16 protein-coding genes, 1 pseudogene and 1 riboswitch are annotated in these 15,729 nt (G+C 52.4%); of the genes and pseudogenes, 11 read left to right on the plus strand and 6 right to left on the minus strand.

Going from position 1 to position 15,729, the window contains the following annotated elements:
• Nucleotides 1–100: 100 nt before the first annotated feature.
• Together JOD24_RS15445 and JOD24_RS15450 are read right to left on the minus strand one after the other, a co-directional pair.
• Nucleotides 101–1,582, minus strand: coding sequence for a nicotinate phosphoribosyltransferase (locus JOD24_RS15445; protein ID WP_429247296.1), 1,482 nt, complete (start codon nt 1,580–1,582; stop codon nt 101–103).
• 14 nt (nt 1,583–1,596) lie between these two features.
• A complete protein-coding gene (locus tag JOD24_RS15450; protein WP_429247297.1) occupies nt 1,597–2,025 on the minus strand; it encodes a M67 family metallopeptidase in 429 nt (142 codons plus the stop codon).
• A gap of 153 nt (nt 2,026–2,178) precedes the next feature.
• Here JOD24_RS15450 and JOD24_RS15455 point away from each other — a divergent pair, with 153 nt between their 5' ends.
• The 3 genes from JOD24_RS15455 (at nt 2,179) to JOD24_RS15465 (ending at nt 5,416) form a co-directional block, all read left to right on the plus strand.
• Nucleotides 2,179–3,048, plus strand: a complete 870-nt coding sequence (locus JOD24_RS15455; RefSeq protein ID WP_380164602.1) for a DUF72 domain-containing protein — start codon at nt 2,179–2,181, stop codon at nt 3,046–3,048.
• A 93-nt stretch (nt 3,049–3,141) separates the two neighbouring features.
• Complete coding sequence (locus tag JOD24_RS15460) at nt 3,142–3,963, plus strand: sulfite exporter TauE/SafE family protein (RefSeq protein WP_380164280.1); 822 nt, start codon at nt 3,142–3,144, stop codon at nt 3,961–3,963.
• Nucleotides 3,964–3,985: 22 nt separating this feature from the next.
• Nucleotides 3,986–5,416 carry a bifunctional metallophosphatase/5'-nucleotidase gene (locus tag JOD24_RS15465; protein ID WP_380164278.1) on the plus strand — a complete coding sequence of 477 codons (1,431 nt, stop codon included), beginning with the start codon at nt 3,986–3,988 and terminating at the stop codon, nt 5,414–5,416.
• Between the two features lies 1 nt (nt 5,417).
• Here JOD24_RS15465 and JOD24_RS15470 read toward each other — a convergent pair whose 3' ends face one another.
• A complete protein-coding gene (locus JOD24_RS15470) occupies nt 5,418–5,900 on the minus strand; it encodes a QueT transporter family protein (protein WP_429247298.1) in 483 nt (160 codons plus the stop codon).
• 175 nt (nt 5,901–6,075) lie between these two features.
• On the opposite strand from JOD24_RS15470, the gene JOD24_RS15475 reads away from it, so the two are divergent.
• The 3 genes from JOD24_RS15475 to JOD24_RS15485 all read left to right on the plus strand — a co-directional run bounded on the left by JOD24_RS15475 (nt 6,076) and on the right by JOD24_RS15485 (nt 7,167).
• The gene (locus JOD24_RS15475; protein ID WP_380164274.1) at nt 6,076–6,330 is read left to right on the plus strand and encodes a DUF6154 family protein; all 255 of its coding nucleotides are present in this window, start codon (nt 6,076–6,078) and stop codon (nt 6,328–6,330) included.
• Nucleotides 6,331–6,397: 67 nt separating this feature from the next.
• Nucleotides 6,398–6,700, plus strand: coding sequence for a YunC family protein (locus JOD24_RS15480; protein WP_380164272.1), 303 nt, complete (start codon nt 6,398–6,400; stop codon nt 6,698–6,700).
• Between the two features lie 122 nt (nt 6,701–6,822).
• Nucleotides 6,823–7,167: a hypothetical protein gene (locus JOD24_RS15485; protein WP_380164270.1), complete on the plus strand. Its 345-nt coding sequence runs from the start codon at nt 6,823–6,825 to the stop codon at nt 7,165–7,167.
• A gap of 310 nt (nt 7,168–7,477) precedes the next feature.
• On the opposite strand, the gene JOD24_RS15490 is transcribed toward JOD24_RS15485, so the two are convergent.
• Together JOD24_RS15490 and JOD24_RS15495 are read right to left on the minus strand one after the other, a co-directional pair.
• Complete coding sequence (locus tag JOD24_RS15490) at nt 7,478–8,098, minus strand: DUF6338 family protein (RefSeq protein ID WP_429247299.1); 621 nt, start codon at nt 8,096–8,098, stop codon at nt 7,478–7,480.
• A gap of 306 nt (nt 8,099–8,404) precedes the next feature.
• Nucleotides 8,405–9,343, minus strand: a complete 939-nt coding sequence (locus JOD24_RS15495) for an RluA family pseudouridine synthase (RefSeq protein WP_380164264.1) — start codon at nt 9,341–9,343, stop codon at nt 8,405–8,407.
• Between the two features lie 185 nt (nt 9,344–9,528).
• A riboswitch (TPP riboswitch) is annotated at nt 9,529–9,636 on the plus strand.
• Between the two features lie 99 nt (nt 9,637–9,735).
• On the opposite strand from JOD24_RS15495, the gene JOD24_RS15500 reads away from it, so the two are divergent.
• From JOD24_RS15500 to JOD24_RS15520, 5 genes are all read left to right on the plus strand, one after another.
• Nucleotides 9,736–10,041: an MTH1187 family thiamine-binding protein gene (locus JOD24_RS15500; RefSeq protein WP_380164262.1), complete on the plus strand. Its 306-nt coding sequence runs from the start codon at nt 9,736–9,738 to the stop codon at nt 10,039–10,041.
• Complete coding sequence (locus tag JOD24_RS15505) at nt 10,038–10,838, plus strand: ABC transporter permease (protein ID WP_429247300.1); 801 nt, start codon at nt 10,038–10,040, stop codon at nt 10,836–10,838. The genes JOD24_RS15500 and JOD24_RS15505 overlap by 4 nt, the downstream gene beginning before the upstream one ends.
• Complete coding sequence (locus JOD24_RS15510) at nt 10,835–11,851, plus strand: ABC transporter substrate-binding protein (protein ID WP_380164258.1); 1,017 nt, start codon at nt 10,835–10,837, stop codon at nt 11,849–11,851. The genes JOD24_RS15505 and JOD24_RS15510 overlap by 4 nt, the downstream gene beginning before the upstream one ends.
• A gap of 2 nt (nt 11,852–11,853) precedes the next feature.
• Nucleotides 11,854–12,609, plus strand: coding sequence for an ABC transporter ATP-binding protein (locus tag JOD24_RS15515; protein ID WP_380164256.1), 756 nt, complete (start codon nt 11,854–11,856; stop codon nt 12,607–12,609).
• 251 nt (nt 12,610–12,860) lie between these two features.
• Entirely contained in the window at nt 12,861–14,435 is a 1,575-nt protein-coding gene (locus JOD24_RS15520) for an MATE family efflux transporter (protein WP_429247301.1), read from the plus strand.
• Nucleotides 14,436–14,566: 131 nt separating this feature from the next.
• Here the strand turns inward: JOD24_RS15520 and JOD24_RS15525 are convergent.
• Nucleotides 14,567–15,634 (minus strand): annotated as a pseudogene (locus JOD24_RS15525) (MFS transporter); the annotation flags it as partial.
• Nucleotides 15,635–15,729: the final 95 nt, after the last annotated feature.

A 15,729-nucleotide genomic window follows, 5' to 3' on the forward strand; every position in this document is an offset into this window, starting at 1 on the left:
TTTCGCCATAAGAAAATCCCCTCCGGCAGTTCAGTGCTTTTGTCCATCTTACCAGATGGACTTTTTTCACTGTCTACCTCAAGGGGATAATACCACTTGTTCACGACTTTCCATTTCCGTTGCCGTTTTCGGTGCGGATTTGTTGATAGATCTGCTGAATCAGGTTTTGTTTGGTTGCCCAGAGTTCGTCGGTCAGATCCACTGGGTACTCTTCCGGATTCAACAGACGGAGGTACTCCTCCCAAAACAGGGTGCGCTGTTCTTGATAATGGGCCTTAATCTCCTCTAGGGTGGGCAACTTATAGACTCGTTTTCCCTCTTCAAAGATCGGCTCCAGGAGGGGGACCGCCCGAAAGTGACGTACCTTTTTCTTGCGGTAGGTGTGTATCGGATGGAAAAGGGTGAGGGGTTTTCCTTCATCCACTTGTTGGCCTGCGGGAGTGATCAGATCAGCGCGGGCTTTATTGGTGCGACGGTCGATAATGCGATAGACCGATTTGAGTCCGGGGGTGGTCACTTTTTCCGGATTGGAAGAAATCTTGATGGATGGAATCCATTCGCCATTCTGGTTCCGAGCCACCAATTTATAGACCGCCCCGAGAGCGGGTTGACCATAGGCCGTGATTAAACGGGTGCCCACTCCCCAGGAATCTACCTGTGCACCCTGGGACTTCAAATTGAGCAGGGTGTCTTCATCCAGATCGCTGGAAGCGACGATGCGAGTGTCTGTCAATCCCGCTTCATCCAACATCCGGCGGGCTTCCTTGGAAAGGTAGGCCAAATCCCCGCTGTCCAGTCGGATTCCCGCCAGGCGATGTCCTTGCTCTTTTAGTTCCAACCCGACTTGGATGGCGTGGGGAACCCCGCTGCGCAGGGTGTCATAGGTGTCCACCAGTAGCACAGAATCCTCGGGATAAGCTTGGGCAAAAGCGCGAAAAGCTTCTATTTCGCTGTCGAAATCCTGCACCCAGGCATGGGAATGGGTGCCGCTGACAGGGATGCCGAAGAGTTCACCCGCCAGGAGGTTGGAAGTTGCGTCAAATCCCGCCAGATAAGCTGCCCGGGCTCCCCAGATTGCCGCATCCTTCTCCTGTGCCCGGCGGCTGCCGAACTCCATCAATGAATCATTTCCCGCCACTGATTTGATCCGCGCCGCTTTAGTGGCGATCAGAGTTTGGTAGCCAATGAAGTTGAGCAGGGCGGTCTCTACTAGTTGCAATTCTAAAATCGTTCCTTCCAGGCGGAGCAGAGGCTCATTGGGAAAGACGATCGTGCCTTCCTTCATTCCTTGAACGTTTCCGGTAAAACGGAAGTTTCGCAACAGATCCAAAAAGGCGGGATCAAACTTTTCCGGTTGCTCTGCGAGGTATTGAATATCCTCCGCGCTGAATTTGAGGTAGTCCAAGTATTGGATGGCCCGTTCCAATCCGGCAAAAACAGCGAAGCCATTGCCGAAAGGAAGTTTACGAAAATAAAGGTCAAAAGCTCTTCGTTGGAGGTGGGTGCCATTTTTCCAGTGGGCGTACATCATGGTGATTTGGTACTTGTCAGTGTGTAAAGCCCACCCCTCTGGGGTTTGCATTGAGTTCACTCCATTCAGCTCGGGTCGGGGGCCGGACCGGACACGAGATACATGACCGGATCGACCTGCCCGCCTTGGATACAGTAGGCGGATAATCGAGGCTCAGCCTGTTTGAGAGACAGGATCCAACTAGTCAACTCAGGATAATGCCATTCTCGGATATCCTTGGCCGAAGGCCAAGGGTCTGAACGCGGATGGGAATGTACCATCCCGAGAGGTTCCAGAGTCTGTCTTCGCATCTCTTTCAAGGTTTCCAGATAAGTTCGTGGTTCAAATGAAAAAGAGTCGGGATCGGGATCTTGGTTGGGAATCGGGAAAAAACGAGTGATTTCCCGACCTTGACCCGCCAAGAGTCCGCAACCTTCCCGCGGGAGTTCCCGCAGACAGTGTTTTTCAATTTGGAGGATCACATCCTGTCGGATCGAGATCGTCGGAAGAGCCATCGTTTCCACCCCATGGTCAGAAGATCTTTCAGCCCCCGTTTTTTTCAAAATCTGTTCATTTGACTTCTCCATTTTACTCCGAAATGTTCAACGGGGCAAAAAGAATAGATTTTGTTGTCACAACCTGTGGTACAATGTCCGCATGAAAAGGGGGTGATCCCGTTGTTCAATCCGATCCAGATCGGTGTTTGCGGCTGGGGGGATCACGACCTGGATCCCGCCGGCACTGCCGATCGGGGGAAATTGTCTGCCTATGCTGCTCACTTTCCAGTGGTGGAAGTGGACAGTACCTATCATGCGATCCCTTCCCCGGAGCGGATGGCGCAGTGGGAAGAGGAGACACCGGAGGCCTTTCGATTCGTGGTTAAGGCATACCGGGAGATGACAGGTCACGGCCGGCGGGAAGGAGTGCCGGTCCGTTCGATGCGGGAGATCTTTCAAGAATTTGCCGCATCGATCCGTCCGATGGAGAAGGCGGGGAAATTAAGCGGGGTCCTGTTTCAGTTTCCACCTTGGGTGGATTGTACTCGGGAGTATGTCCGGTATATCCGGCGCTGTCGTCAGGCTTTTCCTGATCTTCCCTTGGCTGTGGAATTCCGAAATCAGACCTGGTTTGAGCCTCGGTTCCGGGAGGGAACGCTTCGCTTTTTGGAAGAGGAAGGAATCATCCATGTGATTTGTGATGAACCGCAAGCCGGTAGCGGTTCTGTTCCGATGGTTCTCGCTGTCACTCAGCCTTCTCAGGTTTTGATTCGCTTTCATGGTCGCAACCGGTCGGGCTGGAACTCAAACGGCCGTTCCAATGCCGACTGGCGGAAGGTTCGCTATGCTTATCGCTATACGGAAGAAGAGTTGTTGGAGTGGACGGAGCGGATTCAGCAGTTGAAGGAACAGGCGGAACAGGTGACGTTGTTATTTAATAACAACTCTCGGGGGGATGCAGCGGGCAATGCTAAACAGATGGTGGAAATGTTGAATCTCGAGGTGAAGGGTTTGGCACCCCGGCAGTTGGGAATCTTTTGAGGGCTTATTCCGACTGAAGCCGAGCTGCTATCAAACTCCTGACCCTCCAAAAATGGTTGCCATGACGATGCTTTGAGTATCTGGGGTGGATGTATGCTTTTAAAACTGATTTTATTTCTTGTCATCGGTCTGGTGTCCGGTACCATCGGTGCCATTGTCGGACTAGGCGGAGGAATCATCACTGTTCCGGCGATGTTATTCCTGGCTTCTCATTTTCCGGAGGCGGGGCATATCACACCGCAGATGGCGGTAGGAACGTCTTTGGTAGTGGTGATTATCACTGCACTCTCCTCCACCCTGTCTTATGCCCGTCAGAAACGTGTCGACTTCTCCAGCGGATGGGGTTTTTTTGGGGGTAGTGGACCTGGGGCGATTTTGGGAGCGTGGTTGACCCGTTACTTTACCGGAGAAGTGTTCTATATCGTCTTCGGAATCTTGATGATCGGGATCGCCCTCTTATTGACCTGGGGCGATCGGCTGAAAGTGGAAAGGGTAAAATGGAGTGTTCGGCGGGAATTTAAGGATGCAGAAGGGAATATATACCGTTACGGTTACCATCGCACTGTCGCCGTGGTGGGTGGTTTCTTGGTGGGATTGCTCTCAGGGTTATTTGGAATTGGCGGAGGAGCGCTGATAATACCGCTGATGGTGCTTTTGTTCCAGTTTCCGCCTCATGTAGCCTCCGCCACGTCGATGTTCATTATTTTCCTGTCATCCATTACCGGCTCCATCACCCACCTCTTTCAAGGAAATATCGAGTGGATGGCAGTGTTGATGATCGCTCCCGGAGCTTGGGTCGGCGGCAGACTGGGAGCCTGGATTTCAATGAAAATGAGCAGTACCGCTCTGATGTGGGCCTTAAAGTTGGCGATCGCCTTGGTGGCGATCCGCATGATCGGCGAAGGTCTCTCCTGACCGAGGAGGTGGAGTCAAGGGCATGAATCGAGTACACATCCTGCATACAAATGATCTTCACAGCCATTTTGAATCGATGCCGGCGATCCATACCCTTCTTCACAGGCTGTCGGAACAGTTGGAAGGAGAAGGGGATAAAGTATTTCGGGTAGATCTGGGAGATCACATGGATCGGTTCAGTTTGGAGACGGAAGGAACTCTGGGCCGGGCCAACCGTTCGGTCATGGACATCACAGGGTATGAATTGATCACTCTGGGCAATAATGAATTGCTCACCTTTTCCAAAGAGGAACTTCACGAACTGTACGAGAAATCCCCCTTTAAAGTCTTGGCACTCAATGTGGAAGAGGAGGATGGGTCCCGTCCTCCTTGGATCCAGCCCTGGGAGATTCGGGAGGTAGACGGATTTCGGATCGGGTTTCTCGGGGTGACGATCCCGTTCCCACAGTTTTACGAACTGTTGGGATGGCAAGTGTCCGATCCCTTTGAGGTATTACCCGAGGCGGTCTCCCGTCTACGGAAAGAAGTTCACGCTGTCGTAATCCTTTCCCATCTCGGTATCGGCAATGACCGCCGACTGGCGGAGGTGGTACCAGGGATCGATGTCATCCTGGGCTCCCACACCCATCATCTGCTGGAGGTGCCGGAACGGGTGGGGAACACTCTGATCGCCGCAGCGGGAAAATTCGGCGGTCATGTGGGACATGTGACGCTGGAGTTGAATCCGACTCGGCAACAGGTGACCCGTCGCGAGGGAGGGTGTTTGCCGGTGGCTGCTGTCGATCCCGATCCCCAGCTGGAGGCTCGAATCCGGGGATTTCGCAGGGAAGCAGAGGCGCATCTCTCTGAAACGATTCGGGAGTTGGACCGACCACTGCCGGTGGATTGGTATGCAGAATCCCCCTTGGGCAATTTTCTGGCAGACGGATTGCTACACTGGGTACCTGATTCGGACTGTGCTCTGGTGAATGCTGGTCAATTGCTGGGAGGATTGCAGGCAGGATCGGTGACTCGAGGGCGTCTTCACCAAATCTGCCCCCATCCGATCAATCCGGTGCGATTGGTGTTGTCCGGAGGAGAGATTCGCAGGATATTGGAGGAATCCCTGATCCGGGATCGCCAGGAACTGGAGATCCGAGGGTTTGGTTTCCGCGGCAAAAAGCTGGGGATGATGAACCTGGCAGGAATGGAAGCGGAGATGAACTCGTTGAAGCCAGCGGGCAAACGGTTAGGACAGGTGGAAATCAACGGGGCACCGTTGGATGAAGACCGGGATTATCGCGTGGCCACCATCGATATGTTTACCTTTGGAGCCGGATACGAGGAGTTTAAAAAGGGGAGGGAGAAAAAATATTTTTTGCCGGAGTTTTTACGGGATGTATTGGCCCATCATCTCCGGCAATCTGGGGCGCCAGAGAGGAGCTTTCGTCCCCGGTGGCGTGATCCTGATTGACTCAGGGGCGGGGACGGGCGCCGGGAATCCGGTTCCGGAACCGCTCCATTACATACAAGAAGGGCAGACCCAATCCGTAACAGACCACCAATTGGCCGATCCCTACATAAAGCATAGCTGCGGGCAAGGTGACATCGAGACCGCTGACGACTTTCAACAAGGTTCCGATGATGACGGCATTGACCAGCACCGGGGGTAACGGAGCCAACCATCGGGACGGCATCCGTGAGGTCAACCAGGCGGCGATAAGAGAAGCCAAGCTTCCAAAGAGAACATCATAAAATCCGACCGGGCTGAACAAGTTGGCGATCAGCGCCCCGACGAACAGTCCAGGGACGGCCAGGGGGGTCACAAAGGGAAGGAGGGTCATCACTTCCGAGATGCGAAATTGGATCACTCCGTAAGAGAGCGGGTAGAGGGTTAGGGTGAGTACTGCATAGATGGCGGCGATCATAGCGATCGGGGCGATTTTTTTGGCTGACATGGTTTGTTCCTCCTTCTCTTCGTCCCTCATTATAACCAATGTTCGGGATGTTTTCTTCCCCCGACGGGAAGATTAAACAGGAATTTTCCCACCTTCCGGCTTTGTTATCATTTTTGTGCTTCGCACAAGCCTCCCAATCAGTTAGAATAACTTCAGGAACGAAGGAGGTACAAGCATGCGTTTTGTGGACGACCTGTTCTCCCTTTACCGGGAGCATTTAGCGGATAATGAAGAAAACGCCGTTTCGGTGGTTCTCAATATCCTGGAAGATCAGACACGGGAAGATATCATGCAGTTGATCCGGGATATGGACGACGAAGAAGTGATTCAAATGGTGGGAGTCTATCTCGTGGAGATGCTCAAGATGAAAATCGCCCAGGAAGGCGATGGCACGGAGGGGGAATCAGCCAACCACCCACGCTACCACTGATCCGGACACCCCTTCCCTTCCTTCGACATAGAGTATAGGAAATGCAAACCAGACAGGAGGGGTCGGTGTGGTCCGATTACAACCGATGCAAGTGAAGGGGCATCCGGTGATCGGTGTGGAAGTGGCCCTGCCCAAGACCGATCTGTTGGTGATCACAACGGAGAAAGGATACATCATGTGCGGTGCACTAGATGTGGATCTGTTGAATGAAAGACTGGCGCAACGGGGCATCTTGGCGGGCCGGGCGGTGGGAGTAAGAACCCTGGAGGCCCTGTTGGAGGCCCCCTTGGAGAAGGTGACGACTCATGCGGAACAACAGGGGATCCATGCGGGAATGTCCGGGCGGGAAGCACTGCTGAGGATGGTATAAGGCTTGCAAAGAGGTGCTACTCCGGCACCTCTTTTTCTGCGGAAATTGTCGGGAAGCCGCGACTTCGGTATACTGGGGCTGAAAGGCTGAGATTTTCAGGAACCGAAAGGCTGGAGAAACTGATGGCAACCTGGTATGGAAGTAAAGGGAGCCGTCCGGTGACCGGATCGCCGGAGGCCATGCAACTGATGGAATCATACTTTGTCAAAATCGTCGCTGCCAAACAAGTGACCAAAGCGGAGATCAAGCTGATGGGTTACCTGGTGCGCAAGTATCTTCGTCTCGGGGAAGATGAGAATACCCCCTCCCTTCGCATTGGCACTAAAGATTGGGTCCGAGAAGCAGGTCTGGCCGCCACCGAGGTGGACAAGACCCTAGCCAAATGCCAGGAACGTGGCTGGATTTCCATCGACCCCCACTCCAAACCCGTCGCTCTCCGTCTCCGGCTGACATCCAAGACGGAGTGAATCACAAACCCCCCGGTTTTTTCGGGGGGTTTCTCGTTTGCACGAAGGGATGCCTTGGGGGCACCGCATCGGCGACCACAATGCCGTCAGCATGGTCCGAGAGGACGATAGCCATGGCTTGGATCGTTTTTACCGATTGTTGTTTTGATCATCACGATGGCCGGGAGGTTTGCTGCTGATTTCCCCCTTGATAGGTCGATATCCTCTTTTTGTGGATCGTTCAAGTCGTCGTTGAAAAACGGGATGGGGCCTAGATTCCTTTCCGTTGTGTCTGTCAGTTTTTTTGTCTTTCATAGATGCTCATCTCCCATTAGTCAAAGAATTCAATTGCCTCAATTTCATCAGATACAATCAGTACTCCACAGGCATTCTCTTTTTGTTCCCCGGTAAACTCTCCATTTTCATCAACTTCCCAAGTCTCCTCTATATAAATTTGATAGTTTGGAGGATATGAAGAGGCGTATGATTTACTTGACATTTTCCCACCATATTTTTTGCCGTTTTTAAGGGTAACCACCACCCAATATTTACGGCGCTGACTGAATACCCAATCCCAGCTGGTACGGAAGGGCTCCCTGGTTCTGCCCAAGGTGTGCTTGATTAAAGGGATTTTTTCTATCCAGAACCGAGCTTTTTCTCCTCCGAGCAACCAGATGATCACTAAAGGCCAAAGGATCGGAAATAGGATTACAAGAGCGATCAATAGGATCCACTGAACCCACCATACAGCGATGGACATCCAATAAATCAAGGGCGATAAAAGAATGAAATTTAGTGTGCTATACCCAATCAATTCAACCAAAGACTTAGAATAATCCCTGTTTTCACCTGGAATCAGGGTGTCGTAAACGCGAATGGAAATGAATCCGGGAATGAGAAACAGTAAAAAAAGGGACAGTGTGTCTATATTTTCGAAAATGTTGAGCGACAAGGGACATTTCCCCTTCTAGATGTTCACTTGATTAATAAGGACCTATGTCTTGAACAGAGACTCTTTTCTTTTTAACCAAAACAAAATATTTTTTCAAGTATTTATTTTTGTTACCCCTCGGCATGCACTGAGGGGTAGTGTTTTTATCCACTTTTGTGGATTGTGTCTGATAAATTCATATTCATATTTGGGTACAAAACGGTCGGGATGGGGGCATATTCGATGCCAGCATCTAATGATCCAAAGAGGTTCTGTGTGAACCCAACCCTTCCTCTGATATTTTCATAGTGCTTCTAGTCGTTGCCCTCAACAAGGATTTTTCATTTCCACCGGCAATGGCAGTTCCAGTTCTTTGGCCAGGCGGGTCAGGTCTTTGGGCAGGGGGGAGTGGACAGTGACGGGTTCCCCCCGGAGGGGATGGTGGAAACCGACTTCACAGGCGTGTAGAGCCTGGCGGCGGATGAGGGGGCTGGTACTCCCGTAGAGTCCGTCCCCGAACAAGGGAAAGCCCAGGTGGGAGAAGTGGACGCGAATCTGGTGAGTGCGTCCTGTCTCCAGTTCCACTTGTACCAGGGTGGCCTCCTGGTTTCGGGCCAAGACGCGGTAATGGGTTACTGCGGGATCTCCTGCCGGGGAGACCTGGCGTCGGAGGGGATGGTCTGGATCCCGGTCGATCGCGGCGTCGATCGTTCCTTCTGCCGCCGGGGCCTGGGTTAGGGATCCCTCCAAAAAGGCATAATAGACCCGTTTGAGTCGCTTTTCCCGCAATTGTCGATCCATCAGTTGGTGGGCGTAAGCTGATTTGGCTACCACCAGCAGTCCCGAGGTGTGGCGATCCAGACGGTGGACGGGGCGGACTTTCCCTTCCCATCCCTGCTCTTTCCAGCGGTGGATAATGCCGTGGGCCAATGTTCCTGCCTCGCCGGAATGTACCGGGTGCACGTTGATACCCGCAGGTTTGTCCACTACCATCCAGTCCTCATCCTCATAGGGGACCTCCAAGGGAATCGGTTCCGGTTCCAGATCGGCTTGCTCTCTCGGCCGGACGGCTACCTGAAGCTGGTCTCCTTCTTGGACCACTCGTTTTAGATAGGGCATCTGGCGATTGAGGCGAATGCCTCGGGAACGAGTCAGGCGGTTGATCATCCGGTTGGAGAGGAGGAGCGGGCCCTTCAACACTTCCTCCACCGTTTGGTTGTGCCACTCCTCGGTGATGGTGCAAGTCATCCATTTGTTATGTTGCATTCACATTCCCCACTTTCAAGAAATTCTGATGTATTCGATCCCGGATCCGAGAAGAGACCTGGGGAAAACTTGTTTAGTTCGTACCCTGCTGTTTCTCCATTCTATCCTACCTTTTTTTTCGTTTTTGGCAAGATGGAGCACGGGGAGTTTGTCACCAGATGGGATCTGTGGTATATTGTTTGGCGAAAAGGACAAAGGGGAGCCGGAGGACCGGCTGAGAGGGTGTAGCACAGCACCGACCCGCTGAACCTGATCTGGATGATACCAGCGTAGGGAACATACGAAACATACGGAAGAGGCGGCCGGGAGGGCCGCTGTATGCATACGTATGGAAAACTCGCAATCAATCCGGACAGGGTTGGTTTTTTTGTTTATCCAAAGGAGGGGACCCGATGGCCAATGCCAATGTCAGTCTGCAGATTTTACCCCGAGGGGCAAGTGATGAAGAGGTGTATGCCCGTGTGGACGAAGCAATCCAGGTGATTCAAGCATCAGGTGTCAAATACCGGGTGGGTCCGATGGAGACCACGATGGAAGGAGACTATGATCAGCTGATGGCGATCGTGAAGGAGGCTCAGGAAGCGGTGGTGAAGGCAGGGGGCTCCCGGGTGCTTTCGATCATCAAGGTGGACTATAAACCTACCGGTGTCACCATGGAAGAGAAGACAGGCAAATATGATGCCGGCGATTCCCGATGAAGGCGTGGTGGAGGGATCGGCTGCGGAGGACCCTTCCCCCTCTGTTGACCCTTTTTTTACTGTTGGCAGTCTGGGAAGCCGCTGTCCGCTTGACGAAGGTGGAGACGTGGCTGATCCCTGCTCCCAGCGGCATCGCTACTTCTCTGGTAGAAAGTTGGGATTTGCTATTGCACCATACCGGTTCCACACTGACGGAAGCCGCCCTCGGCTTTGGGTTGGGGATCGGGGTGGCCCTCCTGTTGGCAGTGGGGATTGAACTCTTTCCCTGGCTCCGGCGAGGGGTGTATCCGCTTCTGATCACCTCGCAGACGGTTCCAGTGATCGCCGTCGCTCCCCTCTTGATTCTCTGGTTTGGGTATGGATTGTTGCCCAAGGTGCTGATCGTCGCTTTGGTCACCTTTTTTCCGGTGGTGGTCAGCACCGTGGATGGGTTGCGCTCTGCCGATCGGGACATGGTGCGATTGTTGAAATCCATGGGGGCCGGGGAGTGGCGGGTGTTTCGGATGGTCCGCTTTCCCCATGCCCTGCCCTCCTTTTTTTCCGGAATGAAGATCGCTGCCACCTATGGCATCCTGGGGGCGGTGATCGCCGAATGGTTGGGATCGAGTGAAGGGTTGGGCGTCTTTTTGATCCGTTCGCAAAACTCTTTTGCCGCCGATCAGGTGTTTGTAGCCATCGTAGCCATCACCTTTTGGAGTCTGATTCTGTTCGGATTGGTACAGGTCCTGGCTCGTTGGGCCGCTCCTTGGGCCTATAGGAACCATGAGGAACGTCGGAGAGGAGAGAAAGAAGAATGAACAGATACAGACAGGGGTTCCGGTGGACGGCCTGGCTGTTGGTCTTATCTCTGGTTTTGACCGCCTGCGGGGCTTCAGGTGAAAAAGAGGGGCAAGCGGGCAACAAAAAAGTGACCCTGATGCTGGACTGGGTGCCCAATACCAACCATACCGGGCTGTATGTGGCGCAGGAAAAAGGATATTTCGCCGATGAAGGACTGAAGGTGGAGATCACCGCTCCGGCAGAAACCACAGCTAACCAGCTGGTGGGAGCGGGGAAGGCGGATTTCGGTATCAGCTCCCAGGAGTATGTGCTCCAAGGCCGGGCCCAGGGGGTGCCGATTGTCTCCATCGCCGCCATTCTGCAACATAACACCTCGGGCTTCGCCGCTCCTAAGAAGAAAGGGATCCAGCGGCCGCGGGATTTTGTCGGTAAGACCTATGGCGGTTGGGGAACCCCCATTGAAAACGCCTTTCTGCAGACGGTATTGCGGCTAGATGGGGTGAAGACGAAACAGGCGGAAGATCAAATGAAGATCGTCAATATGGGGGAATCGGATTTCTTTGCTGCCACTCAACGGAATGTGGACTTTTCCTGGATCTACTACGGTTGGACCGGCATCCAGGCGGAGACCCAAGGGGTGGACCTCGACTTCCTGGAACTGAGAAAGCTGGATCCGGTGCTGGATTTCTACACCCCCACCCTGATCACCAACGAACAGATGATCCAAAAGGATCCTGAAACGGTCAAAAAGCTGGTCCGGGCCGTTAGCCGGGGGTATCAATATGCCATTGCCCATCCAGAGAAAGCGGCGGATATTTTGGTGAAGGCAGCCCCCGAGACAGATCCAAAGCTGGCCCGAGCCTCTCAGAAATGGATGAGTCCCAGGTACCAGGAGGAAGCGGAGCGCTGGGGCGAACAGAAGGAAAAAGTATGGGTCGATTTTAACGGCTGGATGTGGAAACATCGGCTGATCGAGAAAAAAATCGATCCCACGAAAGCCTATACCAACGAATTTCTGCCGGAGAAGTGATCATGAAACTCAAACTGGAGGGCTTATCCCATGTCTACCCTACGCCAGAAGGAATGCGGCAAGTGGTGGAAGATATCGATCTGACGGTGGAACCAGGGGAATTTGTTAGCATCATCGGTCCTAGCGGCTGCGGTAAAAGCACTCTGTTCAACCTGATCAGCGGACTGGAACGACCCACAGCGGGGCAGGTGTGGATCGGAGAGGAGGATATTACGGGCCAGACGGGGCACGTCAGCTACATGCCCCAGAAAGATTGCCTGTTTCCCTGGCGCACCGTGCTGGAAAACGCCACCCTGGCTGTGGAGGTGGCGGGCGGTAATAAAAAAGACGCCCGCCGCCGGGCGGAAGAGCTCCTCCCGATCTTTGGATTGGAAAGCTTCGCCCATGAATCTCCCGCCCGCCTCTCTGGTGGAATGAGACAACGAGCAGCGCTGTTGCGGACGGTGATGGCTGATCAGGATCTGTGGTTGCTGGATGAACCAATGGGCGCTTTGGACGCCCTTACCCGGGAACGGATGCAGGATTGGCTTCTCGGCATCCTGAAGCGGTTTCCCCGTACGGTTCTGTTTATTACTCACAGCATCGACGAAGCCATCTATCTCTCGGACCGGGTGGTTGTCCTTACTCCCCGTCCGGCCCGGATCCAGGAGATCCTGCAGGTGGAACTCCCCCGTCCCCGTCGACGGGAGCAACTGGCAACGGAAACCTTCCTCCGCCATAAACAATGGCTGTGGGAAAGATTGAATCAGGGGATGTGAATGAGGCTGCCCCGCAACTTTTGTGGGGTGGTTTTTTACTATTCCGCTGGGGACGATGTTCGAAATCAGCGGCCATGGCAGCCGAAAAAAATCAGGTGAATGTGTGTGTTTATTGATCCGTTTTGAGCTATAATAGATCTGTTAACAAGCGAGTTGGCGGATTTCGCGCACTCCTGGGGTTGGGGGGGCTTTTTTTTTGGTCGTCATGGGGTCCGCCTAACTTGGATATACAGAAGATGAGGTGGTTGTCGATGAGTGATCAGAAGTACCGCGAGTCCACATCGGAGGAAATTGGACAGGAAGAGCACACGGTTTCCCACGAGACGGACAAAACCTATACAGCTTCCATGCAACCTTCTGTTCCCGGCGGTCGAACCACTACCAACAAATTGGGTGCGGTTCTGCAGAGGGAACCGGAACCGGGGATTGCGGAGCCGGAAGAGAAGGATGCCATCGACTTTTCCAAGCCCTTGTGGCAATCCTTGATCATCTTCTTTATTCCATTGATGCTCAGCAATATTTTACAATCCCTCGGGGGAACGGTCAGTTCGGTCTTGCTGGGCAGGGGGCTGGGGGAGCATGCATTGGCCGCTGCTAGTGCCATCTTTCCCCTGACATTCCTGCTGATCTCTTTGGTGATCGGACTGGGAAGTGCCAGCTCCGTACTGATCGGGCAAGCCCATGCCAGCCGCAATTGGGAACGGATGAAAGCCACCGTAGGCACCTCCCTCACCTTTGCGTTGTTGGCGGGAATCGTCGCGGCTGTCATCGGTAATCTATTTCTGTATGATTTGTTGAAACTGATCGGAATTCCGGCTGAAATCATGGGGGAGGCGGCCCAGTTTGGGCGGGTTCTTTTCAGCGGGCTGCCGATTCTCTTCCTATATATTATCTACACTACGTTCTTGCGGGGAACCGGGGATTCCAAGACTCCCTTTTACTTTTTGTTGATCAGCACTGCCTTGACGATCCTGTTGACCCCGGCTTTTCTGTTCGGATGGATGGGACTGCCCCAACTGGGAATTGAGGGAGCCGCCGCGGCCAATGTGATCGGATCCTTGATCTCTTTGATCCTGCTGATCATTTACTTGCGCTGGACGAAGCATACCTTGGCACTGGATCAGACTACCATCAAAAAACTGCGTCTGGACCCGTCGATCCTGAAACTGATGATCGGGATTGGCCTACCTACCGGTGCGCAGATGATTTTTATCTCTGCATCGGAGATCGCTATCGTCTCTTTTGTCAACCGGTTTGGGGCCCATGCTACCGCCGCCTACGGGGCGATCAATCAGGTGATCAACTATGTGCAGATTCCGTCGATGAGCTTAGGGATCGCCATCGGCATCTTTGGTGCCCAGCTGATCGGCTCCAATCGGCAACATCGGTTGCAGGAGCTGATTAAAAACACCGTGGTCCTCAACTATGTGATCGGTCTGGTTCTGACCGGGGTGGTCTATCTGTTCAGCCGTCCGATCCTCTCCTGGTTCTTGACAGATCCTTACACCTTGGATGTTGCTGTGACCTCTTTGTACATCACCCTGTGGTCCTTTATCATTTTGGGCCATGTCGTCATCCTGACGGGATTGATGCGATCCAGCGGGACCGTGTTCTGGCCCACCCTGATCGGAATTTTATCGATCATCTTGGTGGAGATTCCTGCTGCCTACATCCTTTCTAACACCGTTGGTTTACAAGGCGTGTGGATGGCTTATCCCATCTCCTTCAGTGTGAATCTGCTGGCCCAGTATATTTATTATCGCTTGTACTGGAAGAATCGCACTCACCAGCGTTTCTTCAAAGAACCGGAAGGATCTTTGACATGAATGGAAGTTGAAGACTCCTAACGGGAACAGGCTGTTGAGTCTATCTCAACAGCCTGTTTTTATAGGAACAGAAATATCCCAGGTGAGTGTGGATCACCTGGGATATTTTTGTTGATCTTTGGGTGTTCAACCTAATTGGCTTGGGATTCCTGTCTTACCGTCTCTAGATTTGCCGAAATCGAACGTTCCTTTTTTCCATGCATGAAATAATAAAGAATCGTCGTAAACAGGACTATGACACCCATGATAGTATACAAATTGCTGTATCCGGTTACTGGGACGATATATCCAAGCACGTAGGGTCCAAATCCAACTCCGGCGTCGAGGGCAATATAGTAAGTTGACGTTGCCAGACCGATCCGATGTGGGGGTGCAGCCTTTACCGCAATCGCTTGCGTGGTTGATTGCATATTACCATAACCAAGACCCATCAGGACACCGGCTAGTAATAGCGGGATGCTACTTTCCACAGTACTTAACAACAGTAACCCTGCTCCAAATAAGATGAAAGCCGGGTACATGATGGTGTTGGCTCCTTTCAAGTCCATCAGCCGTCCAGTGAAGGGTCGAGATACCAAGATGGCTGCAGCATAGACAATAAAAAATAGGCCTGCCGCGTCGACCAGGTTCATTTCAATTGCATAGAAGTTAATGAAGGAAAGGACGCTGGAATAACCAAAGGATATGATGATCACGACGAGCGCGATGGGAAAGGCTTTCGGTTCTAAAAAGCTGGATAGACCCCATTTTTTATCCATCTTCGTTTTTGCAGGTTTTTTTACGACGGGTATTTTAGCAAATAAGGAGATGATGAAACTAATCATGGTCAATGCGAGACAAAAGCCAAAAATCACCTGGTAACTTGTATGAGAACTCAAATATAGGCCGATGAAAGGACCGATTGCAGTAGCTAGGGTAATGCTCATGCTGTAAAAACCGATTCCTTCTCCTCTTCGTTCACTAGGTAATACCTCAGCGACAATGGTTCCGGTTGCTGTACTTGCCGCCCCAAGGGCAATTCCGTGTAATAAACGGGTCATCAGCAGAAAACCGATCCCTCCGTTAATAAAATACAAAAGGGATGTCAACAAAAAAAAGAAAAGCCCAAAATATAACATTTTCTTATTTCCGATGGATGTAATCATCCGGCCAATAACCAACCGTCCGATTAACGTTCCGATAATAAAAATACCGGTAACCTGGTATTATCCCCATACGGTAGACAGTGAAAAAAGTCCATCTGGTAAGATGGACAAAAGCACTGAACTGCCGGAGGGGATTTTCTTATGGCGAA

Origin of the sequence: Kroppenstedtia sanguinis, from assembly GCF_050433445.1 — a bacterium.
Classification (GTDB): Bacteria; Bacillota; Bacilli; order Thermoactinomycetales; family DSM-45169; genus Kroppenstedtia; species Kroppenstedtia sanguinis.

Coding starts and splice junctions, on each gene's coding strand:
- JOD24_RS15445 (WP_429247296.1), bottom strand. CDS start 1,582: ATGCAAACCCCAGAGGGGTGGGCTTTACACACTGACAAGTACCAAATC.
- JOD24_RS15450 (WP_429247297.1), bottom strand. CDS start 2,025: ATGGCTCTTCCGACGATCTCGATCCGACAGGATGTGATCCTCCAAATT.
- JOD24_RS15460 (WP_380164280.1), top strand. CDS start 3,142: ATGCTTTTAAAACTGATTTTATTTCTTGTCATCGGTCTGGTGTCCGGT.
- JOD24_RS15465 (WP_380164278.1), top strand. CDS start 3,986: ATGAATCGAGTACACATCCTGCATACAAATGATCTTCACAGCCATTTT.
- JOD24_RS15470 (WP_429247298.1), bottom strand. CDS start 5,900: ATGTCAGCCAAAAAAATCGCCCCGATCGCTATGATCGCCGCCATCTAT.
- JOD24_RS15475 (WP_380164274.1), top strand. CDS start 6,076: ATGCGTTTTGTGGACGACCTGTTCTCCCTTTACCGGGAGCATTTAGCG.
- JOD24_RS15485 (WP_380164270.1), top strand. CDS start 6,823: ATGGCAACCTGGTATGGAAGTAAAGGGAGCCGTCCGGTGACCGGATCG.
- JOD24_RS15495 (WP_380164264.1), bottom strand. CDS start 9,343: ATGCAACATAACAAATGGATGACTTGCACCATCACCGAGGAGTGGCAC.
- JOD24_RS15500 (WP_380164262.1), top strand. CDS start 9,736: ATGGCCAATGCCAATGTCAGTCTGCAGATTTTACCCCGAGGGGCAAGT.
- JOD24_RS15505 (WP_429247300.1), top strand. CDS start 10,038: ATGAAGGCGTGGTGGAGGGATCGGCTGCGGAGGACCCTTCCCCCTCTG.
- JOD24_RS15510 (WP_380164258.1), top strand. CDS start 10,835: ATGAACAGATACAGACAGGGGTTCCGGTGGACGGCCTGGCTGTTGGTC.
- JOD24_RS15515 (WP_380164256.1), top strand. CDS start 11,854: ATGAAACTCAAACTGGAGGGCTTATCCCATGTCTACCCTACGCCAGAA.
- JOD24_RS15520 (WP_429247301.1), top strand. CDS start 12,861: ATGAGTGATCAGAAGTACCGCGAGTCCACATCGGAGGAAATTGGACAG.